The sequence below is a fragment of the Zunongwangia sp. HGR-M22 genome, assembly GCF_027594425.1.
Taxonomy (GTDB): Bacteria; Bacteroidota; Bacteroidia; order Flavobacteriales; family Flavobacteriaceae; genus Zunongwangia.
The window spans coordinates 371,761-396,601 of sequence record NZ_CP115159.1 but is presented as its reverse complement, the minus strand read 5'-3'; the positions used below and the strand labels follow the sequence as shown (position 1 = coordinate 396,601).

19 protein-coding genes are annotated in these 24,841 nt (G+C 35.0%); 4 read left to right on the top strand and 15 right to left on the bottom strand.

Annotation, left to right across the window (positions count from 1 at the left end):
* Positions 1-5 precede the first annotated feature (5 nt).
* The 4 genes from PBT91_RS01735 to PBT91_RS01720 are packed head-to-tail and all read right to left on the bottom strand — an operon-like array spanning position 6 to position 6,852.
* On the bottom strand, positions 6-533 hold the full coding sequence (locus PBT91_RS01735) for a DUF3341 domain-containing protein (RefSeq protein ID WP_270060093.1): 528 nt from the start codon (positions 531-533) through the stop codon (positions 6-8).
* A 5-nt stretch (positions 534-538) separates the two neighbouring features.
* On the bottom strand, positions 539-2,356 hold the full coding sequence (nrfD, locus tag PBT91_RS01730; protein WP_270060092.1) for an NrfD/PsrC family molybdoenzyme membrane anchor subunit: 1,818 nt from the start codon (positions 2,354-2,356) through the stop codon (positions 539-541).
* A gap of 33 nt (positions 2,357-2,389) precedes the next feature.
* A complete protein-coding gene (locus tag PBT91_RS01725; protein ID WP_270060091.1) occupies positions 2,390-5,455 on the bottom strand; it encodes a TAT-variant-translocated molybdopterin oxidoreductase in 3,066 nt (1,021 codons plus the stop codon).
* Between the two features lie 47 nt (positions 5,456-5,502).
* On the bottom strand, positions 5,503-6,852 hold the full coding sequence (locus PBT91_RS01720; protein ID WP_270060090.1) for a c-type cytochrome: 1,350 nt from the start codon (positions 6,850-6,852) through the stop codon (positions 5,503-5,505).
* A gap of 224 nt (positions 6,853-7,076) precedes the next feature.
* Between PBT91_RS01720 and PBT91_RS01715 the strand changes: the two genes are divergently transcribed.
* Positions 7,077-7,466: an SPOR domain-containing protein gene (locus tag PBT91_RS01715; protein WP_270060089.1), complete on the top strand. Its 390-nt coding sequence runs from the start codon at positions 7,077-7,079 to the stop codon at positions 7,464-7,466.
* Positions 7,467-7,551: 85 nt separating this feature from the next.
* Here the strand turns inward: PBT91_RS01715 and infB are convergent, their stop codons facing one another.
* The 3 genes from infB to rimP are packed head-to-tail and all read right to left on the bottom strand — an operon-like array spanning position 7,552 to position 12,148.
* Positions 7,552-10,395, bottom strand: a complete 2,844-nt coding sequence (infB, locus tag PBT91_RS01710; protein WP_270060088.1) for a translation initiation factor IF-2 — start codon at positions 10,393-10,395, stop codon at positions 7,552-7,554.
* A gap of 45 nt (positions 10,396-10,440) precedes the next feature.
* On the bottom strand, positions 10,441-11,673 hold the full coding sequence (gene nusA, locus PBT91_RS01705; protein ID WP_270060087.1) for a transcription termination factor NusA: 1,233 nt from the start codon (positions 11,671-11,673) through the stop codon (positions 10,441-10,443).
* Positions 11,674-11,683: 10 nt separating this feature from the next.
* Positions 11,684-12,148 (bottom strand): ribosome assembly cofactor RimP, encoded by a 465-nt coding sequence (rimP, locus tag PBT91_RS01700; RefSeq protein ID WP_270060086.1) that lies wholly within the window; start codon positions 12,146-12,148, stop codon positions 11,684-11,686.
* Between the two features lie 159 nt (positions 12,149-12,307).
* On the opposite strand from rimP, the gene PBT91_RS01695 reads away from it, so the two are divergent.
* Positions 12,308-13,135, top strand: coding sequence for a universal stress protein (locus PBT91_RS01695; RefSeq protein ID WP_270060085.1), 828 nt, complete (start codon positions 12,308-12,310; stop codon positions 13,133-13,135).
* Here PBT91_RS01695 and PBT91_RS01690 read toward each other — a convergent pair.
* Positions 13,132-14,655, bottom strand: a complete 1,524-nt coding sequence (locus PBT91_RS01690; protein WP_270060084.1) for a hypothetical protein — start codon at positions 14,653-14,655, stop codon at positions 13,132-13,134. The genes PBT91_RS01695 and PBT91_RS01690 overlap by 4 nt on opposite strands.
* A 179-nt stretch (positions 14,656-14,834) precedes the next feature.
* On the opposite strand from PBT91_RS01690, the gene PBT91_RS01685 reads away from it, so the two are divergent.
* On the top strand, positions 14,835-15,053 hold the full coding sequence (locus PBT91_RS01685) for a hypothetical protein (RefSeq protein WP_270060083.1): 219 nt from the start codon (positions 14,835-14,837) through the stop codon (positions 15,051-15,053).
* Positions 15,054-15,066: 13 nt separating this feature from the next.
* Positions 15,067-15,690 (top strand): metallophosphatase domain-containing protein, encoded by a 624-nt coding sequence (locus PBT91_RS01680; RefSeq protein ID WP_270060082.1) that lies wholly within the window; start codon positions 15,067-15,069, stop codon positions 15,688-15,690.
* Here PBT91_RS01680 and PBT91_RS01675 read toward each other — a convergent pair.
* The 7 genes from PBT91_RS01675 to PBT91_RS01645 form a co-directional block, all read right to left on the bottom strand.
* Positions 15,687-17,117, bottom strand: coding sequence for a capsule assembly Wzi family protein (locus tag PBT91_RS01675; RefSeq protein ID WP_270060081.1), 1,431 nt, complete (start codon positions 17,115-17,117; stop codon positions 15,687-15,689). The two genes, PBT91_RS01680 and PBT91_RS01675, sit on opposite strands and share 4 nt — an antisense overlap.
* Positions 17,118-17,182: 65 nt before the next feature.
* Positions 17,183-19,570, bottom strand: coding sequence for a GumC family protein (locus tag PBT91_RS01670; protein ID WP_270060080.1), 2,388 nt, complete (start codon positions 19,568-19,570; stop codon positions 17,183-17,185).
* 7 nt (positions 19,571-19,577) lie between these two features.
* A complete protein-coding gene (locus tag PBT91_RS01665; protein WP_270060079.1) occupies positions 19,578-20,369 on the bottom strand; it encodes a polysaccharide biosynthesis/export family protein in 792 nt (263 codons plus the stop codon).
* 70 nt (positions 20,370-20,439) lie between these two features.
* On the bottom strand, positions 20,440-21,783 hold the full coding sequence (locus PBT91_RS01660) for an undecaprenyl-phosphate glucose phosphotransferase (RefSeq protein WP_270060078.1): 1,344 nt from the start codon (positions 21,781-21,783) through the stop codon (positions 20,440-20,442).
* Positions 21,784-21,833: 50 nt separating this feature from the next.
* Positions 21,834-22,586: a WecB/TagA/CpsF family glycosyltransferase gene (locus PBT91_RS01655; protein WP_270060077.1), complete on the bottom strand. Its 753-nt coding sequence runs from the start codon at positions 22,584-22,586 to the stop codon at positions 21,834-21,836.
* A gap of 14 nt (positions 22,587-22,600) precedes the next feature.
* The gene (locus PBT91_RS01650; RefSeq protein ID WP_270060076.1) at positions 22,601-23,827 is read right to left on the bottom strand and encodes a glycosyltransferase family 4 protein; all 1,227 of its coding nucleotides are present in this window, start codon (positions 23,825-23,827) and stop codon (positions 22,601-22,603) included.
* A gap of 2 nt (positions 23,828-23,829) precedes the next feature.
* On the bottom strand, positions 23,830-24,813 hold the full coding sequence (locus PBT91_RS01645; protein WP_270060075.1) for a nitroreductase family protein: 984 nt from the start codon (positions 24,811-24,813) through the stop codon (positions 23,830-23,832).
* Between the last annotated feature and the right edge of the window lie 28 nt (positions 24,814-24,841).

Genomic DNA, 24,841 nt, shown 5'->3' with positions numbered 1-24,841 from the left:
CTGGTCTATTTATTATCAATTAATTTAATTTCTGCAGCACCCGTATCGTATAAAAACTTTGTAAGGTCGTCTACGTTATGATTTGTTGCGTCGATCTCCATTAAGAACATATCATCAGTTGTTCTTGGATCTGGATTTTCAGCTTTTTTAAAAGGTGCCAATCTACTTCTCATATAAAAAGTGATTACCATTAAGTGAGCCGCAAAAAATACAGTCAACTCAAACATAATTGGCACAAATGATGGCATATTGGTTATGAATGAAAAACTAGGTTTTCCTCCAATATCCTGAGGCCAATCTTGAACCATCATAAAATTCATCATCAAAATGGCTACCGATAAACCTGTAATACCGTATAAAAAAGAAGTTATCGCCAGTCTTGTAGGAGCTTCACCAATCGCTTTATCCAAACCGTGGACAGGAAAAGGAGTAAAGACTTCTCCAATGTGATAGCGCGCTTCACGAACCTGCTTTACAGCCTGTAAAAGCAGATCATCATCATTATAAATAGCGTGTATTGTCTTTGATGCCATCTTGGTTATTTATTTTTTAGTTCGGTTGCCTGAGCGTTCCAATCACTACGATTACTAGCAATAGGGAAGCTTTCTATAACTTCATCAAGCAAAACATAATCTTCATTCGTCAAATTAGCCACCTGGCCATACTTGTATATTCCTACTTGATGCAAACGCTGCTCCAACAACGGCCCAACATTATCAAGTTTTTGCAAATCATCAGCCTTTTGCGTTTCGGGATTGAAAGTTCCAATCCTTTCTAACATTACATCAAGGCGATTTTTTTGAGCTTCAGTGATTCCCAATCCATCCGCATTTACCGTTGCCTCATGGCCTTCTCCAACTTCCTTTTCAGTAGAAGTATCACCAAAGAAATTACCTTTTCCCTCAATATTTGCCGACGGCTCTTTAGAAGTAGGGTCATTATCTACGTGATGAGCAACGTCGTCACCATGTTTAGCTCTTAGATTCTTATAGTACTCACCAGATGATTTCAAGATAGTCTTAACTTCTGCCTGAGCGATCACTGGGAATGTTCTTGCATATAACAGGAACAAAACAAAGAAGAATCCAATTGTACCAATAAATACACCAATATCAACAAATGTAGGAGAAAACATTGCCCAAGATGATGGGGTTCTACCTTTACTTAAGTCGATCACAATAATATCAAAACGCTCAAACCACATTCCAATATTAATAACAAGAGCTACAATAAAAGTCCAAAGAATATTTCTTCTTAGCTTTTTAAACCATAAAGTTAGTGGCACTATAAAGTTACAAATAATTAATGCCCAAAAAGCCCAAGCATAAGGTCCTGTTGCAGCACCAAAAGATAAGTAAGTATAGTTCTCGTAACTAGTACCTGAATACCATCCTATAAAAAATTCAGTTATATATGCTACGGAAACAATACCTCCAGTTAGCAGGATAACTTTGTTCATATATTCAATATGAAGAACAGTAATATAATCCTGAAGATTTACCACTTTTCTCATAATGATTAATAAGGTTTGTACCATTGCAAAACCTGAAAAGATCGCCCCTGCTACGAAGTAAGGAGGGAAAATAGTACTGTGCCATCCTGGAACTACCGAAGTCGCAAAGTCAAAAGATACAATAGTGTGTACAGAAAGTACTAAAGGAGTTGCTAAACCAGCTAATACCAAAGATACTTCTTCGAATCGTTGCCAGTCTTTAACACGACCACTCCATCCAAAACTTAATATTCCGTATATTTTTTTCTGAAACTCATTTGTTGTTCTATCACGAAGCATCGCAAAATCAGGAAGCAAACCAGTCCACCAGAATACAAGAGATACAGAAAGATATGTAGAGATCGCAAATACATCCCAAAGTAAAGGTGAATTAAAGTTTACCCAAAGGGAACCAAATTGATTTGGAATTGGAAGCACCCAATATGCCAACCATGGACGTCCCATGTGTATAATTGGGAATAAACCTGCCTGAACTACCGCAAAAATTGTCATTGCCTCTGCAGAACGGTTAACTGCCATTCTCCATTTCTGACGGAATAACAATAATACAGCAGAAATCAAAGTTCCGGCATGTCCAATACCTACCCACCAAACGAAGTTGGTAATATCCCAAGCCCATCCAATGGTCTTGTTTAACCCCCATACTCCGATTCCTGTAGAAACAGTATAGATTATACAACCTAATCCCCACAAAAATGCAATTAAGGCAATTGTAAATACTATGTACCAGGATTTATTAGCTCTACCAAGTACAGGCGCTCCTACTTCAACACTTATATCATGATAAGTCTTCTCTCCAGTAACCAGAGGTTCTCTTATAGGTGCTTCGTAATGTGACGACATATTTCTAAAAAATTGATTCTTATTACTTAATTATTATGCTTCAGCAGTATTAGTGATTTTAGCCTGATACATTACGTTTGGCTTCGTACCGATACTTTCTAACAAATGATAAGTTCTATCATCATTTTGCATTTTAGCAACTTTAGATTCCTTATCGTTTACATCTCCAAACTGAATAGCTCCGGTATCACACGCTGCTGAACAAGCTGTACGGAATTCACCATCTTTGATTTCTCTTCCTTCGCGCTTAGCATCCAAAATTGTTTTTTGCGTCATTTGAATACACATAGAACATTTCTCCATAACTCCGCGAGAACGTACTACAACATCTGGATTTAATACCATACGACCAAGATCGTTATTCATATGATAATCAAATTCCTCGTTCTGAGCGTAATTAAACCAGTTAAATCTTCGCACTTTATAAGGACAGTTGTTAGCACAGTATCTTGTACCTACACATCTATTATAAATCATTTGGTTTTGCCCTTGTCTACCATGCGATGTTGCTGCAACTGGACAAACAGTTTCACAAGGTGCGTGGTTACAATGCTGACACATTACAGGCTGAAAAGCAACCTGTGGATTATCATAAGAAGGATCTTCTATAGTATCGTAGGTCTCAAAAGCAGGAAGATTTATTAATTTCTCTTGTTCTTCTTCAAAAGTATCGCCAGCAGAATAGTATCTATCTATTCTTAACCAGTGCATATCTCTAAACTTTCTTACCTCATCCTTACCAACAACAGGAACATTGTTTTCTGAATGACAAGCTATAACACAAGCGCCACAACCAGTACATGCATTTAAATCTATTGATAAATTAAAATGATGACCGATAGATCTATCGAAAGAATTCCAAATATCAGCTTTCTGATCACTTACTGGAATCTCCTGATGATTATAATCTACCTCAGGAACACTATTCCATTCATGTTTAGATTTTGTTGTAAGAACAGATAAACTAGTTTCTTTAACAATATCATCACGACCAGCTAGTGTACTTTGCATCTGAACACTGGCAAACTCATGAGTTCCTGCAGCTTTAGTAACAGATACATTTTGGAAAGCACTAAAATTCTTATATAAAGGATAGGCATTTACACCTACTTGCATCTCTTCTTGCATTCCTTCTTTCTTACCATAGCCTAAGGCTAAGGCAACAGAACCTTTTGCTTGACCTGGCTGTACTATTACAGGCACATTCTTAAGTGTTGTATCACCAACACTAATATCTACATAATTTCCGTTTAAAGCTCCGTTGGAAACAATTTCATTCTCCAAATCTAATTTATCTGCATCTGCTTTAGAAATCATCAGATAATTATCCCAAGTTGTTCTTGTTATAGGATCTGGAAGTTCTTGCAACCAAGGGTTGTTAGCTTGCTCACCATCTCCCATCGAAACTTTGGTATAAAGCGTAAGCTCCAAATCACCTTTTTCTTGGGCAGATGCATTCAATTTTCTCAACGATGAAGCATCATTGTTTGATGGAGCAAAACCTTCAGAAACCGGTAAACTAACAGGGCTGTTTCCTTCAAAAACACCGTCATGTAATGCCTGATTCCATCCACCAGATAAACTACCAGACCATGTTTCCTTAATATAATCGTGATAAGATTTACTATTACCAGACCATTTTAAAAGACACTCCTGAAACTGACGAGTATCAAATAAAGGTCTAATGGTAGGCTGCATTAAACTGAATTGTTTATCAGTAAACTGAACATCTCCCCAACTTTCAAGATAATGAGGAGTCGCAGCAATATATTTACAAAGTTTAGCTGTTTCGTCTTCCTTCATGGTAAATGAAACAGTTAAATCTACATTTTTAATACCTTCAATAAACTCAGAAGCATTAGGAAGACTATAAGCAGGATTTGTTCCCACAACCATTAGCGCTCCTACATTACCAGAATTCATATTTTCAACAAGTTCAGTAACCTGTGCCGTATTACCTTGACGCGTCAAGCGAGCATTATCAGTGTCCATAATAGAACTACCTAAAGCCTCATTAATAGACAAAACAAGAGCCTGCGCATCAGCATCTGGAATACCAGAAACTACAACACCTTTACTTCCAGCCTTTCTTAATTGACTTGCTGCTTTTACAACTGCATCATCAATTTTGGAAGAAAGCTCACTTGTAGAATTCCCTCCAACTATATATCCATAAAGCGCAGCTAAAATAGCCTTTTGCTCTGATGGTTTTGCAAGTACACGTTTATCCGCTTTGGCACCTGCCAAAGAAAGATTTGATTCAAATTGTACGTGTCTTGACATTTTTCCATTATTCGGGATACGACTTTTAGCATAACTAACATCGTAACCTCCGCCTTGCCAATCACCCAGAAAATCAGCTCCTATAGAAACTATAGCTTCCGCTTCACTAAAATCATAATTAGGAAGTGCTCTTCTTCCATATCTAGCTTCAAAGGCTGAAAGCGCTGCGCCTTCAGAAACGGCATCATAAGTAACATGTTTTACGTTAGCATATTTCGCACTAAATTCCTGAATAAGCTTAGTTGTACTAGGGCTAGCAAAAGTTTGTGTAAGTAAAACAATCTCTCCTGAAACCGAATTAAGAGCAGATCCAACTTCACGATCAAATTGCTCCCAAGATACATTCTTACCATCGATCATTGGGCGCTTCACTCTTTTCTTATCATACAAAGAAAGAACCGAAGCATGAACACGAGCACCACCCGCAGCTTTTACTTTCGCAAGATCATTATTTTCAATCTTAATTGGTCTACCCTCTCTGGTCTTAACCAAAACACTTTGAAAATCAAATCCGTTTGCAATGGTAGAAGCATAATAGTTAGCAACCCCAGGAACTATACGCTCTGGTTGAACTACATAAGGAATTGATTTAACCACAGGACCTTCACAGGCTGCAAGAGAAGCAGCTGCAGTACTAAACCCAACATACTTTAGAAAATCCCTTCTAGAAGTTTTTGAATTACTTAAAGATTCCTCATCACCAAGAAAATCCTCTACAGGAATCTCCTCTGCAAATTCTTTTTGTTTTAGCGTCTCAACAACAGAGCTACCTTTTAGCTCTTCAACACTTTTCCAGTATTTTTTGTTTGATGACATATATATCTAGATATTTACTTCTTAATTTATATCTGCTAACGCAGTTATTAATAGTGGCACTTACCACATTCAAGACCACCCATTTCAGCAATAGTAAGCTCTTCTACACCATACTTCTTAGAAAGCTCTTCGTGGATTTTTTCATAATATTCGTTTCCTTCCATCTGAACACTAGTTTCACGGTGACAGTTTATACACCACCCCATAGTAAGAGGAGCTTCCTGATGTACAACTTCCATTTCCTGAATAGGACCATGACAGTGCTGACATTGTACTCCCGCAACAGTAACGTGCTGCGAGTGGTTAAAATAAACGAAATCTGGAAGATTATGAATTCTAACCCATTTCACCGGCTTCTCTTCTCCCGAGTATGTTCTAGTTGCAGGATCCCATCCTACAGCATCGTATAATTTTGCAATCTCACCATCATAGAATTCTTTAGAATGATCTTCAGTAGCAGTTTCAGGTGCAACTTCAGAGATAGCTTTATGACAATTCATACACACATTCAATGATGGAATTCCTGAAGATTTTGAAACTCTGGCTGAAGAGTGGCAATACTTACATTCAATACCATTATCTCCTGCATGAATTCTATGAGAATAATGAATTGGCTGAATTGGTTGATAACCTTGATCAACTCCAACCTGCATCAAAAATCCATAAGCGAAATAACCAACACCTAAAAGCACAACTATTGAAAAAACAAGTACTAAAAACTGATTTTCAACAAAAGATTGCCAAATTGGCTTCCCTTTTGGCTTCTTAGGAAGTGAAACTCCGCTAGCCGCAGCAAAATTATTGAGCGTTTTATTCACTAAGAACAAAACAACCAACAGCATAATTAAAACAAAGATCAGAATACCTAATATGATATTCACAGAAACTCCTCCTCCAGATCCACCCTGGCCTTCAGCTTCTCCTCCACCAGTGGCGGCAGTAGAAGTTTCTGGTTGCGGCTGCTCTACATAAGCAAGAATATTATCAATATCCTCATTACTTAGCTGAGGAAAAACTGGCATTGCAGTACCATTGTATTCCTGATAAATCGCTTCTGCATCTGCATCCCCAGAAGCTCTTAGCTCTGCGTTGTTTTTAATCCATGCATAAAGCCATTCTTTATCATGCCTAAGTGTCACTCCGTTTAGTGCCGGACCAATACTAGCTGAGTATGGTTTATGACATGCTGCACACAAAGAATTAAACAAACCTTTACCGGCTGCCGGATCTCCAAGTTCTGCTGAAGCGGATGCATCATCTTTTCCTGCAGCTGTCTTTGGCTCACCAGCCTCGACATCTGTAGAATCCTGAGAAAATCCCGTTACAGAGAACGAAAGAAAAAACGCTACAATTAAGAGCAGTCGCGAAGTTGAGTGGCGGTATTTCACCTTTTTCATATTACAAGTTGAATTAACGTCTAAACTTTGGTACGGTTTTTAAGATTAAAATCTGTACGTAAAAACTCAGAATCGCACCATTAAATTCAGGCACAAAAGTAATACTTAAGTTCGATTTTGTGAATGTTACAGAAGTGTTAATCGGTAATTTATACTAGTTCTAAATAATAAAATAGCTAGAATCTTAGTTATTAAGTTTTACATTTGTCCATAAAATCATAGCTATGAATATTTTAAGCATACGAAATATCTCGTTGGGCTTATTCCTTGGTTTTTCAGGAATAGCCGTTTCTCAAGAAAATTCAGCAAAAATTAACATTTCAGAAGATGAAATGATAACTCAATTAATTGATACGAAAACAGAACTTCAAAAATCCTATACGATAGGGGATCGTTTTGCAATTCAGATCTTTAGCGGAAACTCCAAAGGTGCTAGCGAAGAGATAAAACACTACGAATCTCTATATAATTACAGTGCTAGAATTAAGTATGAAGAACCAAATTATAAGGTTTGGGTAGGAAACTTTAGAAATAGAATAGAAGCAGACAGAGCTCTTTTAACGCTAAAAGAAGCTTACCCCTCAGCTTTTATCCCAAAACCCAAAAGGAAGTAAACCAATTAAATTTTAAACATAAAAAAAGGCCGCAATAAGCGGCCTTTTTTTATGTTTACAATTTACGCTTAAAAGCGCGAAAAATTTATTTCAAGGTTTTCTTAACCTCTACTTCTCTAAAGGCTTCTATAACGTCACCTTCTCTAATATCATTATAATTTTTAACCTGCATACCACAGTCATATCCTTTAGCTACTTCTTTCACATCGTCTTTGAAACGCTTAAGCGAAGCAAGCTCTCCAGTATAGATTACCACACCATCTCTAATCAAACGAATACCCGCGCTTCTGTATATTTTACCTGAGGTAACCATACAACCTGCGATTGTTCCGATTTTCGATATTTTAAAGGTCTCTCTAATCTCTGCTGTACCGGTAATCTCTTCTTTCAATTCAGGAGAAAGCATACCTTCCATAGCATCTTTAAGATCATTGATAGCATCATAGATAATAGAATATGTTCTGATGTCGATTTCTTCTTTATCGGCTACCTGTCTGGCATTACCAGCAGGTCTCACGTTAAATCCAATTATAATCGCATCGGAAGCTGAAGCTAACAATACATCACTTTCAGTAATTGCTCCTACTCCTTTATGAATAATATTCACCTGTATCTCTTCAGTAGACAACTTCTGGAAACTATCTGTTAAAGCTTCTACAGAACCATCAACATCACCTTTCAAAATAATATTAAGCTCTTTAAACTCCCCTAAAGCTATACGACGTCCAATCTCATCTAGTGTTATATGACGTTGTGTTCTTACATTTTGTTCACGTTGCAGTTGAGTACGTTTCGCAGCAATATCTTTAGCTTCACGCTCGTCTAACATCACTTTAAACTTGTCTCCCGCTTGTGGAGCTCCATCTAAACCTAGAATAGAAACCGGAGTTGATGGCCCAGCTTCTTTGATTTCATGGCCACGCTCATCGTGCATTGCTTTTATCTTACCACTATGGCGACCTGCTAAAACATAATCACCAATTTTAAGTGTACCAGCCTGAACAAGAATTGTGGCTACATATCCACGACCGCGATCTAAGAATGCTTCCACTACTGTACCGTTAGCAATCTTGTTAGGATTCGCTTTTAGCTCAAGAATTTCGGCTTCAAGAAGTACTTTTTCCAGCAATTCTTTGACACCCATTCCTGTTTTAGCTGAAATATCATGAGATTGAACTTTACCTCCCCAATCTTCCACTAGAAGATTCATTGAAGCTAATTTCTCTTTGATTTTTTCTGGGTTTGCAGTTGGAAGATCCGATTTATTGATTGCAAATATAATTGGCACTCCCGCAGCCTGAGCGTGCGATATTGCTTCTTTGGTTTGCGGCATCACATCATCATCTGCAGCAATCACAATTATTGCAATATCTGTTACCTGTGCACCACGGGCACGCATTGCAGTAAAGGCCTCGTGACCTGGCGTATCAAGAAAAGCTATTTTTTGACCTCCTTCTAATTCTACTCCATAAGCACCAATATGCTGAGTAATACCACCACTCTCTCCCGCGATCACATTTTCTTTTCGAACATAATCCAGAAGTGATGTTTTACCGTGATCGACGTGCCCCATCACAGTTACAATTGGAGCTCTTTCTACTAAATCTTCTGGAGCATCCTCTACAACTTCAACAGTTTCTTCAACATCTGCAGTTACAAAATCTACCTCATAACCAAATTCATCTGCAACAATAGATAAGGTTTCTGCATCAAGTCTTTGGTTCATGGTTACCATCATACCAAGAGACATACATGCTGAAATCACTTTCGTTACAGAAACATCCATCATAGTTGCTACCTCACTTACGGTAACAAATTCGGTTACTTTAAGTGTTTTAGAATCGGTTTCCTGTTTTGCAAGATCTTCTTCTGAACGTTGACGGTGTTGATCCCTTTTATCTCTACGATACTTAGCACCTTTACCTTTACTAGATTTACCTTGAAGTTTCTCTAGTGTTTCGCGTACTTGCTTTTGTACTTCTTCTTCACTAGGCTCTTCTTTAGTAATCGGTTTACTACGTTGCTTAGTGTTGCGTCCTTTATTGCGGTTATTATTAGAACCTCCACCTTGATTAGGACCTCCTTTTACATCTTTACTAATTCTACGACGACGCTTTTTACGATTACCTTTTTTGTCATCGCTAGCAGCTGTTTTTTTATCGTCTTTTTTCTTAGCAGGCTTTTTAAATTTAGAAAGATCAATCTTCTGACCAGTAAAATTAGGACCGTCTAATTTAGTATAATTGGTCTTAATTCGATTATCCCCTTCTCCTTCAGAAGCTTCAGGCTTGCCTTCAGTTTCTTCTTTTACATTTTCCTGCTTAGGCTCTTCTTTTTTAGGGGCAGCTTCTTTTTGCTCTTTAGCATCATCAGATTTTGGCTTAGGCTTTTGATCAGCAGATTTTTGGGCTGGCTTATCCTGCTGATTTTCTGTTTCCTTTTCCTCTTTCTTAGCTATTTTTTTAGGCTCCTCTTTTGTAGATTCGTCCTTTTTTTGCACTTCTTTTTTCTTTTCACCTTGTTGTTGATCGAGATCGATCTTACCAACGGTTTTAAGACCAGAAAGTTTGGTTCTAGAAGTTATCGCTTCTTGCTCCTGCTGCTTTTTAATCTCCTGCTCCTCCTTAAGCCTTACCTCTTCAAGCTTTTCTTGCTCCTTCCTTTTCTCCTCCTGCTCGCGCTCGCGGGCCAGACGTAATTCTTCTTTCTCTTTTTTCCGCTCTTCACTTACTTCTTTGGAAGCTACTTTTTTGCTTTTATCCGTCTGAAACGCATCAAAAAGAACTTGATAAGTCTCCTGAGAAATTTTAGCAGTAGGACGTGCTTCAATATCGTGCCCCTTAGAGTTTAAAAACTCCACAGCCCGGTCCAGCGAAATATTGAATTCACGTAATACTTTGTTTAATCGCATTGTTTTTGCTTCAGCCATAAATTGCCCTCTAAATTAACCTCTTTTGTTTATTATTACAATAAATTATTCTTCGAATTCTTCGCGAAGAACATTGAATACCTCACGAATAGTCTCTTCTTCCAAGTCAGTACGCTTAATTAAATCATTTACATCTTGTTCTAAAATACTTTTTGCAGTATCAAGACCAATTTTTGCAAATTCTTTAATTACCCAGTCTTCAATTTCATCAGAGAATTCAGACAATTCTACATCCTCTTCTACTCCTTCTCTAAAGACATCTATCTCGTAACCTGTTAATTGACCCGCTAGTCTTATATTATGACCTCCACGACCAATTGCTTTAGAAACCTCTTCAGGCTTAAGCATAACTTCAGCCCTTTTATTTTCTTCGTCGATCTTAATAGATGTGATTTTCGCAGGACTTAAAGACCTGGTTATAAATAACTGATCGTTATTTGTATAATTAATCACATCAATATTTTCGTTACCAAGTTCTCTCACAATACTGTGAATTCTTGATCCTTTCATCCCAACACAAGCTCCAACAGGATCAATTCTATCATCGTAAGAATCCACCGCTACTTTCGCTTTTTCGCCAGGCACACGTACCACTTTTTTTATGGTAATTAAACCATCAAACACCTCAGGAATCTCTTGTTCGAATAATTTTTCTAAAAATACAGGTGCAGTTCTAGATAAAATTATACTTGGTTTATTCCCTTTAAGCTCTACACTTTCAATAACACCTTTTACATTTTCTCCTTTTCGAAAGAAATCTGATGGAATTTGTCGATCTTTTGGAAGAACAATCTCATTCCCTTCATCATCTAAAAGGATTATTGCACGATGTCTAATATGATGAACTTCTGCAGTATAAATTTCTCCTTCAAGATCTTTAAACTGCTTATATATATTTGTATTATCATGCTCATGAATCTTGGAAATTAGATTTTGTCTTAATGCCAAAATCGCTCTACGCCCAAGATCTATTAATTTAACTTCTTCAGAAACATCCTCGCCAACTTCAAAATCTGGCTCAATTTGTCGTGCTTCTGTTAGTGATATTTCCTGATTAGGATCTTCTACCTCACCATCTGCCACAACAACTCGGTTTCTCCAGATCTCTAAATCTCCTTTATCGGGATTTACAATGATATCAAAGTTATCATCCTCACCATACTTCTTTTTTAAAGCATTTCTAAACACATCTTCCAAGATCGCCATCAATGTTACACGATCTATCAACTTATCATCCTTAAACTCTGAAAATGAATCTATTAAGGCGAGATTTTCCATACTAAGACAATTAAAATGTTATCATAACTTTAGCTTCAACAACTGCTGAATATTCTAATACAGCTTCCTTCTCTACCGTCAACTTTCCTTTACCAACAGGTTTAGGTTCACGTGCTTTCCAGCGCAGTTTAAAATTGGTTTCTGTAGCATCGATTAAATTCCCTTCAAATTGTTCATTTTCAGTTTTAACCTGCAACTTTCTTCCAACATTTTTTTTAAACTGTCTTGGGAGCAGCAATGGCTCAGATACTCCTGCAGAAGTTACTTCTAAAGAAAAATCCTCTTCCTCTCTATCTAAATTATGCTCTACCTTACGGCTCACATTAATGCAATCTTCTACAGATACTCCTTTATCACCATCAATAACCACTCTTATTTGATTATCTGGCGTTACCATAAGGTCAATCAAAAATAAGGAATTATTCTCATCGAATGCTTCTTGTAGTAACTTTTCTACTTTCTCCTTCAACTCCATACTGGTTATAAAAAGAGGGGACTTTATGTCCCCTCGCTGTACTTTTTTAGTTTCAACGATGCAAATATAATAATAATTCCCGAGAAAGAAAACCAGGCAATTAGGCAAAAATCTTTGTAAATTTAATATGCGGTTTAAAACCCATTAAAATTAACCACTATGAAAAAGATTTTGGTTCCCACAGATTTTTCAGAAATTGCTGAAAATGCACTTAAATCTGCAGCAAAAATAGCTACTAAATTTAACGCTGATATTTATTTACTGCATATGCTGGATCTTCCGCTTCATCTTGCCGACCCGGTTTTACAGAACAACGAAAACATACCGGAAGCACTATATTTTATGAAACTTGCTCATCAGCAATTCAGCAAAATAAAGAATATGGATTTTCTCAAAAATATAAATATTCACGAAGCAGTTCAGTTTAATTATGCGTTTAAAGGCATTACTGAATTTGCTAAAAATAATGAGTGCGACCTGATCGTAATGGGATCACATGGCAGTAGCGGGTATAAAGAAATGTTTATAGGATCTAACGCGGAAAAGGTAGTTCGCGAATCTGAAATACCTGTTTTGGTCGTTAAAAAGGAACTTTCAGACTTCAACATTAAAAAATTCGTTTTAGCGACAGATGCAGATCTAGACAACAAAAAAACACTTTTAAAAGCGGTTCATTTTGCAAAATTATTCGAAACAGAACTTCATTTATTGTTTGTAAATACACCCAATAATTTCACCACTACAAAACAAGCTTATGCAGATTTAGAGGAATTTCTAGAAGAAATTAAATTAAACAATATCGAAAAGCATATTTATAATGACGTGAGCATCGAGAGGGGAATTTTAAATTTTGCCGAAAAATTTAATGCAGATTTAATAGGAATTATCACTCACGGACGCAAAGGACTTTCACACTTTTTTAATGGAAGCATAAGCGAAGATTTAATAAATCATGCCTCTAGACCGGTTATAACTTTTAAGATCTAAACAAAGGTTTTAAGAGCACCTTTACGAATACAAGACCATAGATAATTCCAGAAAGATTTAGTTTTATCTCGCTCAATCTCTAAACCTTTATTGGCATTTTTTCCACTTTCACCGTTATGATTTACAAATATATTCGCAATACTTGTTAGAAATCCACTTTTTTCTGTTCCGTCATTTTTAAGAACTTCAATCTTAAAATCCTTATAAGCAATATTTACTCCGCCGGTAGCTTTATTTCTGTTTCCAAAAAAATCATATCTCATAGAAGTTATAGCACCTTCAGCCTTCACATTCATTCCCGGCTCCAAAAATCCGTTAATACTTCTAGCAGAAAGCGTCCCCATGCTTCCGGAAACATTAAAATAATCACTAAGATTATTTACTTTAAATCCCCAATTTAAATTTATTGGAGCTTCATTCATAAAATCGGCATTAGCACTAATACTTGTACTTGGAAATTCCTTCTTCTCGGTAAAATTGGTAAGATTTACTATGGTCGCGTTTAGATTAGCGAAAATCACTTTTCCAGGTTTACGATCTGCTTTCATTCTTTCCTCATAAGCAATTCTTGAATTTGAAATCTGAAGAGTATCCAATTTTAGCAGAAATGACATTTTTCGTAGCATTTCACTGTACATTGGTTTTACAGAAGTATCGTCTGGCAATGTTTTATCTCGATAAATTTGAAAATCGGCATTTTTAACGAGAGCCCTGTCCACTAAAACTTTCAAACTATCATTTCTAAACCCATAATCCGTATTTTGAAAGGCCAGACTATCGATTTTTAGATCGTACATGTCTTTTTCTATATCGGTATGCCTTTGAAATTCTTCACGAGAATATTTAGAGCTTAGATGAATACTTTCTAAAAAGCTTTTGTTGTTAGTTACACTAATCGCAGCAACATTCAATTGATGCCTTTTATCGACATTCAATTTTACAGAATCTAACTTCAAATTAAAACCTCCATACTTAAACGGAATCTTATTAGCAATAGTAGCGCTACATAAAAAGATTTCGTTGAGCTCAAAATCAAAAGTATTTATCAACAATGTACGCTCTTGGATGCTATCTAATATTTTAAAACTTCCTTTTTTAATATTGAAGCTATTCACCGTAATTTCCTTTTTGAAATCCTTGGATTTATCATCGCTTCCTTTTGACTTCTTACTACTCTCAGCCGATTTGCTTTTAGAAAAATAAATGACTTCAGGATCCAGAATCGCAATACTACTTATCTCGACATCACCACTTATCAGAAACTTCCAATAATCCAGACCAGTTACATTTATTTCATTCGATTTTAAATCTACATTGCCTTTACGTATACTTATTCGAGATAGATTCGCTTGGTTTTGAAAAATATTAATGTTTAAATCGTCAAATTGAAGCTCGGGCAACTCTTTTTGAAGTAAAGAAATTGCTTTTTTTTCGACAAAAGAATTTGCGAAGAAACTTGAGATAACCACTGCGACAATTATTAATGAAATCACAGTAACCGTAATTTGTTTTTTGGTCAAGATGTCCTTATTTAATTGAAATGTACGATTCTATTATGACCAAGGTAACATGATTAAGAATTTTTAACTAAAAACTTTAAATTAAGGAAATTACCAAAGTTAAATTTACGTCAAAAATTAAAATTTTTTACTAGACTACGAGATTAGAAATTATATTTGTAACAACTAATTGCTAACCAATGATTTTTAAATTGAGCCTTAAGATACTGTTTGTAATTGCTGAAATTTTCTTGGCATTTTACAGCTTTGCTATGAGCGACAGCCTATTGGTTAAATTTATTTTCTTTGCTTTTACAGCGGTGATCATTGCGTTTGCACTTACTAAAATCACCAATAAATTCTTACCCGTAGATAAAGACTACATTTCTAAAGAGCAAGAAGACGGTACCGGCGAATAATCGATATCAGCTTATGCGCTTAGTTTCCATTTCAGACACTCATAATAAACACGAAGATCTTCAATTACCCGATGCAGATATTTTGATTCATTGTGGTGATTTTACTGAAGGAGGTTCAAAAAAAGAAACTTTAAATTTTCTTGAATGGTTTTCAAAACAACCACACACCCATAAAATACTCGTTGCGGGTAATCATGATTTTTATCTAGAAAAACATCAACAGGAAATTTCGAATATCATTCCTAACAATATAATCTACCTTGAGGATAGTGGAATTAACATAAAAGGGATTAATTTCTGGGGAAGCCCTTATACTCCGAGCAATGTTAATTGGGCATTCGCTTTAGAAAGAGGAAAAAGGATTAAGGAAAAGTGGAATATGATTCCTGAAGATACGCATATACTGATAACGCACACTCCGCCTTACAGCATTCATGATGAAAGTATAGAATATAAAAATATTGGATGCGAAGAGTTGCTTAAAAAAGTGGTGGATATAAAACCGAGGTTTCATTTATTTGGACACGTCCATGATGATTTTGGAAGTAAAAAAATTGGCACTACAACTTTCATAAATTCGTCTGTAATGGACAACAAATCTAGGCTAATCAATAAAATTTCAGTTTTTGAGATTTAGAAAAAAGATTTGGATACAGATAAACCTGCGGCGAAGTTCGATTTTTTTTCTGAAAAATCAATTGCACCCATTACATCAAGATTCACAAAATCTCTTAACAAGCCAACTTTTAAATAAGTTGAAACAACTTCAGGCTGCACTTTGAACAGAGAACGCTCATCATCTGAGTCATAATGCCTGTACTTCAAATAAGCTATATTTTGATTAAAGCCATAGTTTCTACGATAGCTCACTTTAAATTCATAAGGAAAATATAGTTTCCCCTGAACTCCTAAATGATGGGCAATCAATCTATTATTACCTACAGTTACAAAATCTCCACCATAATCTGAAAGGTATGTATTAGTAATAAATGGGACGCCAATCACATTTTGCTGATATGTCCATCCACTACTATAAACACCATGATTAAAATAGTTATCCCAAAGATGCGGAGCAGTTTGACTCTGATTTTTAGTATAAATAAATTCGTAAACAAATGAGTTTATAAAATGATCTGTTTTGCCGGTATCATAAAATACACCATAGCGACCGTCAGGAAAATTTCTCATAGCACTACCCGAGCCATCCTCAAAAATACTATTATAAAATAATTCCAATTCACCTTCGCGAAATTGTCTGTTATATGAAAGCTCATAACTACCAATATGATTACCTATCGCATTTTCCTGATCTGTTGGTAGCGAATTATCACTACCCGCTCTACCAAAAAACATTCGAACATATTCTTCAACACCTATTGGTTGATTATCAAATCGTGAATCGGAAGGACTTCCGCCATACTGAACAATATGTCTAATCCCCAGTTTAAAATTAGAAACATTATTCAATTTATAAACTAAGGATAAATACTTATGGTGCACATGAGTATCCTCAGTAGCTCTATTATCATTCAGGAAATATTCACTAAATAAAGCTTCAAAACCCAAATGCTTATCAAATAGAAAATAAATAGGCTCGGATGTTTTTATTTCTGTCCCAGGCAAAGATCGCGCATTATCGGACCAAAGAATACTTTGATTTGTTGAAGCCAAACCATTATATTTTATGTCGCGATGCTTTACACCAACAGCTATATTTATATATTTTGAAGAAAAATTTGCATACAATTCATCTACAAAAAAATCTTTATTAGCTTCGACATCATTAAATTTATTACGATAAGCAAAAGCCGATTTTAATGTTAATACCGAATTTTCGCCAACATCAAACTTATAAGATGGTGCTAAAACAGCGTAAAGATCAGTTTCCCTACCCACTCTGCCGTAGTTGTTGCTACGTAACCAAAATGGAAGCGCATCGTCTCCATTTACAAATGCAGCCGACTCCATATCAACTTTAAAACCCGATTGCGAATACCCAACTAAAACAGAAGAACAGAAAAAAACTAAGAATAAATTTCTCTTAAAATTTATAAGTCGCCTCATATCTCAATTATTAAAGTTAAACAAAAATTGGGCATTAAAACCAATAATTTTTAATTAAAGGCTAACTAAAATTGTTCTTTAAATTTCTCCCAAAAGCTTTTTTTATCAGCCCCATAAGAGTAGCCATATTTATTTCCGTAACCGAAATTAGCAAGATCCACATCATTTAAAACAAAGCTAACATCATGAAGCTTTCCAGCTTTTTTTGAATCTATAGGGAATTGCAATAAAGCTTTTTCAGTATAAGAAGCTCTTACCACATAAAGTGTAAGATCTGCGTACTGACTAATCAGGAAAGTATCTGCAACTAACATACAGGGTGCCGTATCGAGAATTATGTAATCATACCTTTCTTCCAATATGCTAAGCATTTCGCCCAGGCGACGATGCCTTAATAATTCAGAAGGATTTGGCGGTATACTTCCTGACGTTAAAAAATCTAAATTTTTATTATATTTAGTCTGTTCAATAAGATCAATTAATTGTAAGTCTTCGTTAATGAGATAATCACTAACACCTAATTGTTTTCTCGAACCTACATCATAACGCTGTAACTGTGGATTACGTAAATCCGCTCCTACCACGATGACTTTTTTACCCATGTTCGCCAGGGTTAAAGCCAGGTTTATCGAAGTAAAGGTTTTCCCCTCCCCTTTAACCGTAGAAGTGACCAGCATTTTAATTCCTTTCTGCTTATCAGTCTTATTAATCAGTAAATACTGCATATTCGTAATAGCAATTCTAAAGGATTCAGCTAAAACCGAACGATCGGCTTCTGTAATTAAATGACTTTGCTTTTTATCAATTCTAGGAATTTCACCAACGATTGGGATTTGTTTTGCTTTTTTCTCTATATCATCCCTATTCTTAACTTTATTATTAAGGATATTTTTTCCATAAATAATTCCTAATGGTATCAAAAAACCTACCATCAAACCTCCAAGCAATATCATTCTTGATTTCGGTGCTACTGGAGACCCGGATGTATAAGCATGATCCACAATTTTAGCCTTAGGAGCCGTAACTGCCAAGGAAAGAGAGTTTTCTTCTCTTTTCTGTAATAAAAATAGATATAAGGCTTCCTTAATTTGCTGCTGCCTATCGATACCACGGAATTGACGTTCTATTGAGGGAACTGAGGAGATTCTAGACTGAATCACTTTAGCTTCATTATTAAGCTCATTCATGGATATATCGAGATTACTACGTAAACGCTGTAAACTTTTCTTAACGACCAAGCGCATTTGCTCTATTTGCTGATCTAAACTTACGATTACAGGGTTCTTTAAAGTAGAGGCTTCAAGTATGCGATTACGCTCTAAAACCAATTGATTGTAATCCGAAACCTGCTGATTTACCCCCTCTCCTTCCAAACCTAAGTTAGCGGGTAAAAGATCCGAATTTGTTCCTTCTTCCAAATAATCCAACATTGCCGCTGCAAGTTGAACCTGTGTTGTTACTTCCTGACGTTTCTTTTTATATTCACTTGCATTTTCTAAAAAAATTTCGGATTCTGCCTGAATATCAGTAAGCTCACGATCTTCCTTAAAAGCCTCTTTATCTATTTCTACGGAATCCAGTTCAAAATTTATAATCTTTAAACGTTCATTAATAAATTCAGCAGTGTTTGAAGCCACCAAATTTTTATCAATTATAGCCTCTTTATTGTACTCTACAATTAATTGGTTTAAAACATCCTGAGATTTTTCTGGTACAGATCCTTCCAAACCAAGTTGAATCAACGTTGAGTTATCGTCAACTAATTCAGCAATCAATCCACCTTGATAATACGCCACAACAGATTCTACAGGAAGAATTTTAAACCCATAATCTAAAGATTCCTCATCTTCTGCTAATTTAAAATCCTCATTCCTTCTTATTACTATTTCTGCAAATCCCAAATTAAAAGGTTCTCCGAATTTAGATGTTATCTTTTTATCCGTTTCTTTATTTATCAAAGATAACCCCTCACTATTCCAGGAGATTTTAAACTCGTTTTGAGCCTCTTTGGCAAATTTTGAAAGCTTTGAACTATCCAATTTAAGAATATCCAATTTAAAAGGTGCATTATTATAAACATCACGTGTAACAAAAAAACCATAGGATAAATACTGAATATTAAGATCTAAAGAATTTATAGTTTTGGTCATCATTCTTTTAGATTTTAGCAAACCTATCTCGTTTTCAATACTACTCGTTTTAAGTCCTTCTAATATACCCAAATCTGTAAAAGATGATAAGCCTGAAGTTGCAGGAGACTTAGTATCTTCATCTTTAATGATTATAGTGGCATTTGTTAGGTATACGGATTTTGAAGTTTTTAAAAAAATAAAAGCCAGTACTACCGCAACAAAAACGGAAACAATAAACCACGGCCAATACTTTAAGTATTTTTGAATCTCTTCTCTAAGATTAATTTCTTGTTCCTGGAAATTTTGATATTGGTTATTCATAAGTAGATTATCGGGTTAGCAATACAGCTACTGAAACTAGAACAGAAGCTATGGATATATAAACGGATGCATTTCGGTTATAACTCGCAGATTGCAATTGAGGACCATTAGGCTCTACATATACCACATCGTTTTGTTGTAAATAATAAAAAGGAGAATTGACGATCTCAGAATCTGTCAAATCCAAATACGCATGCTCTTTATTACCATCTTTCGACTCTCTAACAACTAGAATATTTTTACGTTTACCGTAAATGGTTAAATCTCCGGCAAGGCCTAAAGCCTTTGGCAAACTAAGATATTCATCAGTAACAGGAAATGTTCCTGGTTTATTGACCTCACCCAACACGGTCACCTGAAAATTAGAAATTCTCACAATTACTATAGGCTTCTGTATATATTCTTCAATTTCTCTCTGAAGCTTTTTCGATAATTCTTTTCTGTTAAGACCGGCTACTTTTACAGTCCCTAAAACAGGAAATTGTATTTCACCATCCGCATTTACCAAATAATTTTGCAATGACGGCGTTCCATTTACGCGCACTTCTGAATTCTGACTTCCTATGTTATTGCCTACAAAAGGAAGATTGAATGGTAATGCTGCCTCCATTTCTTCGGCAGATACGGTAATACTCAGCTGATCATTAGGCTTTATCTTTAAGTTATCATATATAGATGGATTTGAAGACAACTCATTAAGACGGTCTGAGTTTTGAAAATAAACCATCTCTTCTCGCGACACACAGGATGACAATAAAAATAAACAAAACAGATAAAAAACAGATTTAGGTTTTAACATCAAATTAGATTTTAAGCTAAAATAAATTTTTAAAAACATTTAAAAAATAAATTAAATATTGTGAGTAACATCAATAAGCTTTCTCCTCGCCATTAATGGCATTTAGAACAGTTTTAATTATAATTTTTATATCTAATAATAGCGACCACTTTTCTACATAAAATATATCTAAGCGGGTACGATTTATAATATCCGACTTCACTACGACCTCCCCACGATAACCTTTTATTTGTGCTAAGCCTGTAATCCCAGGTTTAGCATAATGTCTTACCAGGTATTTATCAACAGAATTTTCATACTCCCTAGTATGAGCCTCCATATGCGGCCTTGGCCCAACTACGCTCATATCACCCAATAAAACATTAATAAATTGAGGTAATTCGTCTATACTTGTTTTTCTAATAAACTTCCCTATTTTCGTTAGTCGAACATCATTTTTGGTCATCATTTTTGTATCTGCGTCCTTATTTACAGCCATAGATCGAAACTTATAACAGAAAAAGGATTGTTTATTTACTCCATGTCGCTTTTGTTTAAAAAAAACAGGACCACGGGATTCCAATTTTATGCAAATTCCTATAATTGGTACTAACCACGATAATACAAATAAAACAACCAAAGATGAAAAAACAATATCAAAACTACGCTTTGTATATCGAGCCACATCAGTATCCAAAGGCAACTTTCTTAAATTAAGAATAGGTACGTTCCCAAAAAGTTCAACATCCATAGCACGAGTATAGATTTCTTTATTATCAGGCACCATTTTAATTTTGACCAGATTATTATCACAAAACGCAATAAGTTCATTAATCTGATCGGAGGATAGCCGGGACACCATACAATAAACCTCATCTACAGTATGATTGCGGATAAAATCGAATGCCTGATCTATATCCCCTAAATAGGTTATACTTTTAGAGGGATTATTATCAAAATATCCCCTATATCGATATCCCAATTCGGGCTGATCGAAAATCTGACGTATCTTTTTCAATTTTCTATCTCTACCAATAACTACAACACTTACAAAATTCCCTCCTTCTACTCGATAAATATCTCTTAAATAATAGAAGATATAACGATAGATCATAATGGTTGAAAAAATGACCAATAAAACTTTTAAATGATATATAGGAGAAATTGGAAGATTTCTAAATGTAAAATTGGTAAAATAAGCCAGAGAAAATATAAGAAATAACCCCAATACCTTGTGAAAATTAGTGAAAAATCGTTCATTTCTTTTTGTGGGATAAAAATCTATAACAAAAGTTATGAGCAACCAACTAAGATTATAGTAAACAATTGTCACAAAATCATTATATGTTTCGAAACTTAAAGTAAACAACGTGAAGTTGATAATAATAAGATGGACAACAATTGAAACAGGTATAATTAAAGAAGACCTCTTCATATTTTCTATAACTAAAAATGCTAAACTACTTAATAAATGTGAGATTAAGGTTAATTTGTGTGGTTCTGTCTTTTAAATTTTTCCTTTATCATTAAATAGACAAACAAAGTATTAGTATATGCATATCGCTTAAACAAACGCTTCGGCTCCTGAGATAATCTAAACAACCACTCAGTGGACGTTTTCTGCATCCATACCGGCGCCCGTTTTTGTAAACCAATCATTACCGGAAGAGCACCACCTATACCAATCATACAGGCTCTAATCTTATCTCTCATACTTGCCATCCATTTTTCCTGTTTAGGACAACCTAGAGCGACGAAAACAAAACCTGCCTGGCTTTCATTGATTAATTGCGCATAATCCTCTTCTTCTTCTTCGCTTAAGGCTCTAAAAGGCGGACTTATTAAACCTACAATATCCAAATTGGGATAATTTTCAGCACAGTATTCTTGAGTTTTATCCAGCATTTCCTGCGTCCCTCCATAAAAAAGTACATGTATGTTTTGTTTTTCGGAAACACTCAATAAATCTGGTAATAAATCCATGCCTGCAACACGATCCTGTTCTATGCCGTAAATTTGCTTTAAGCCTTTTGCCAATGGCATACCATCAGGCGTAACCATGTCTGCATTATTTACTACTGCAGCAAAATTTCTATCATTATAAGCCTCGACCAACATATGAACATTGGCTACACAAGTATAGCTGGAATTTTTATTAAGTGCGAGTGTGGTTAAATCTTTAATAAATTCCTGATAAGGTTTTATTGATATATCAATACTGATAAGTCTTTTTTTCATGGATCATTACTTGATTAGAAAGATTTAGTTAGAGATTTATACAAACTAACAACTTCTCTAGATTTATAATCCCATGATAGTTTAAATTTGTAATCCTTACAATTTTGTGATAACGAAAACAATTTATCTCTTTCTCGTATAGCCGAATTAATAATGTTGGAAAAGTCTTGGGTCGCTTTTTCAGGGTTTGACAATGGAACCTTAAAACCTATCTCATTATTTACAATATCACCCTGACCACAAGTATTAAAACATATAATTGGAAGATGATTACTTATAGCTTCTAACACCACGTGAGGGGTCCCTTCAGCTACACTAGTAAAAAATAACAAATCAGAAGTTTTCATAAGTTCTTGAACTTTAGAATGACTTACTAATCCATACCAAACACATAAGCTTTCAACTTCTAAAGATTGAGCCAATTCTTTAAATTTCAGCATATTTCCATCGCCAACTATATGCAATCTTACATTTTTATTCGATAATTCGGCAAGAGTTTTAATTGCCAAATTTAATTGCTTTCTAAAATCAAATTTCCCAACCCATAGCAAATTAAGACACTCATGACTTGATCTTTCATTTAAAGTTTCTTCTTTGATATAGCAGCCAGTCTCATTTATAAGCTTAGCATCAATATTTAGGAATTTTTTAAATGAATCTTGAGAATTAGAGGAAGCTGCTATTACGAGTGATGCCTTTTCTGCAAGTCTTTTAACCCTAGCTGAATGCTTTAATTGAAATTTAGTAATTCTATTCTTTAATTTAGTAAATAGTCTCGTTTTATAATCTGCTTGATTAAGGAACGATTCAGGAAAAGACTCTTTTGCATCAACAGGCCCCCATACAATAGGTACATTCTCAAGTTTCCAAAGATAACCTGGTTCTCTAAATCCAATCATATTTAGTTGATGAACGATATCTATATTTTCCTTCTCTACTACCGCTCTAGCTATTTCTAAGGTTTTTTTTTGCCATAGCCTATAGTGCTTATAAAATCGCCAATCACCTTGATTCCAGCACATTTTTCGAATCTCTTCTGACACTGGATTATAATAAAAATGCATATTGGATGCCTGAGGCAAGGTTTTTAAGGCATCCTCTATATAATCCTTAAATTCTCCTTCAGTAATTACATGCACTTCGCAGTATTTAGCCAAATTAGCACACCAATTCCAACCCATTCCTGGCTCGCTTCCTGTATGGGGAGAACAGGCATACGAATTAATTAAAATTTTTAGCATTATTAGTGAAAATTAACTATTTCAGAAAGATCCCTTTTCTTAGAGGTTGTAACAACTAAATCTTCCTCAGGATAGCCTAGAGAAACAAACGCTATAAAACATTCTGATTCCTTTATCTTTAACAATTTTCGAATTTTACGATCCTGTTTTATAGAGAAACTATTATTTAAAGGACAGGCCGCGATCCCTTTATAGTGTAAAGCATATAATAAATTCATTAAAAATATACCGCCATCTATATAAACCTGATTTTTTTCAAAAACACCATTCGATATTTCCATATCCTCTGTTAAGACAATTAATTTATGTATTGTGTTTTTAAATCCGCCAGTACCAACATGTATAGATAAAATGTTTTGAATTAATTCTTTATCTTCTATTAAATGAATCCTAGCACCCTGACGGTTGCAAGCCGACGGCGCATTTTGAGCTATTAAAAAAGCTTCGTTTAAATCTTCTCGAGGAATAATTTTATTTTTATATTTTCTAACGCTTTTTCTGGAAAAAGAGAAAGCTTTAAAAGGCGCATTCTGATTTTCAAAATAATTTTGGGCGTTAGTCGTAATCTGTAAAGAATGATTTGTTACACCCGTCTTTTCTTTTAATAATTCTATTTTTTTATCCAGATCATCATCAATCGAATAATTAAATTTTTTATGATAATGCTGATACTCATTCACCACTTCTATGCTATGGATAATCTGACTTGTATCAAGACCATATTTCTCAAAATATAAGCTATTTAACTCTACTAATTCCGCAATATGTTTTTGAGCAAATCCTAGTCTAACATTAGGCAGAGCCAATGATCTTTCAACTGAATGGTAACCCTCAACTATACGTCCTAACAATTTGTTTCTGGTTATAGGGTATTTAAAAATACCAGAATAAATAACAAATTTAAAATAAGCGTATATGAATTCAACAAAAGCAATTATATATATAGAAAAAAATAAATATTTCTTAACAAAAGATCGAAACCCCATTTTTGATTTTTTTGATTAGTACAGATTT

Bases quoted from the DNA above. Each gene is read 5' to 3' on its own strand.
- PBT91_RS01735 (WP_270060093.1), bottom strand. From the start codon at position 533: ATGGCATCAAAGACAATACACGCTATTTATAATGATGATGATCTGCTT.
- nrfD (WP_270060092.1), bottom strand. From the start codon at position 2,356: ATGTCGTCACATTACGAAGCACCTATAAGAGAACCTCTGGTTACTGGA.
- PBT91_RS01725 (WP_270060091.1), bottom strand. From the start codon at position 5,455: ATGTCATCAAACAAAAAATACTGGAAAAGTGTTGAAGAGCTAAAAGGT.
- PBT91_RS01720 (WP_270060090.1), bottom strand. From the start codon at position 6,852: ATGAAAAAGGTGAAATACCGCCACTCAACTTCGCGACTGCTCTTAATT.
- PBT91_RS01715 (WP_270060089.1), top strand. From the start codon at position 7,077: ATGAATATTTTAAGCATACGAAATATCTCGTTGGGCTTATTCCTTGGT.
- infB (WP_270060088.1), bottom strand. From the start codon at position 10,395: ATGGCTGAAGCAAAAACAATGCGATTAAACAAAGTATTACGTGAATTC.
- nusA (WP_270060087.1), bottom strand. From the start codon at position 11,673: ATGGAAAATCTCGCCTTAATAGATTCATTTTCAGAGTTTAAGGATGAT.
- rimP (WP_270060086.1), bottom strand. From the start codon at position 12,148: ATGGAGTTGAAGGAGAAAGTAGAAAAGTTACTACAAGAAGCATTCGAT.
- PBT91_RS01695 (WP_270060085.1), top strand. From the start codon at position 12,308: ATGAAAAAGATTTTGGTTCCCACAGATTTTTCAGAAATTGCTGAAAAT.
- PBT91_RS01685 (WP_270060083.1), top strand. From the start codon at position 14,835: ATGATTTTTAAATTGAGCCTTAAGATACTGTTTGTAATTGCTGAAATT.
- PBT91_RS01680 (WP_270060082.1), top strand. From the start codon at position 15,067: ATGCGCTTAGTTTCCATTTCAGACACTCATAATAAACACGAAGATCTT.
- PBT91_RS01675 (WP_270060081.1), bottom strand. From the start codon at position 17,117: ATGAGGCGACTTATAAATTTTAAGAGAAATTTATTCTTAGTTTTTTTC.
- PBT91_RS01670 (WP_270060080.1), bottom strand. From the start codon at position 19,570: ATGAATAACCAATATCAAAATTTCCAGGAACAAGAAATTAATCTTAGA.
- PBT91_RS01665 (WP_270060079.1), bottom strand. From the start codon at position 20,369: ATGTTAAAACCTAAATCTGTTTTTTATCTGTTTTGTTTATTTTTATTG.
- PBT91_RS01660 (WP_270060078.1), bottom strand. From the start codon at position 21,783: ATGAAGAGGTCTTCTTTAATTATACCTGTTTCAATTGTTGTCCATCTT.
- PBT91_RS01655 (WP_270060077.1), bottom strand. From the start codon at position 22,586: ATGAAAAAAAGACTTATCAGTATTGATATATCAATAAAACCTTATCAG.
- PBT91_RS01650 (WP_270060076.1), bottom strand. From the start codon at position 23,827: ATGCTAAAAATTTTAATTAATTCGTATGCCTGTTCTCCCCATACAGGA.
- PBT91_RS01645 (WP_270060075.1), bottom strand. From the start codon at position 24,813: ATGGGGTTTCGATCTTTTGTTAAGAAATATTTATTTTTTTCTATATAT.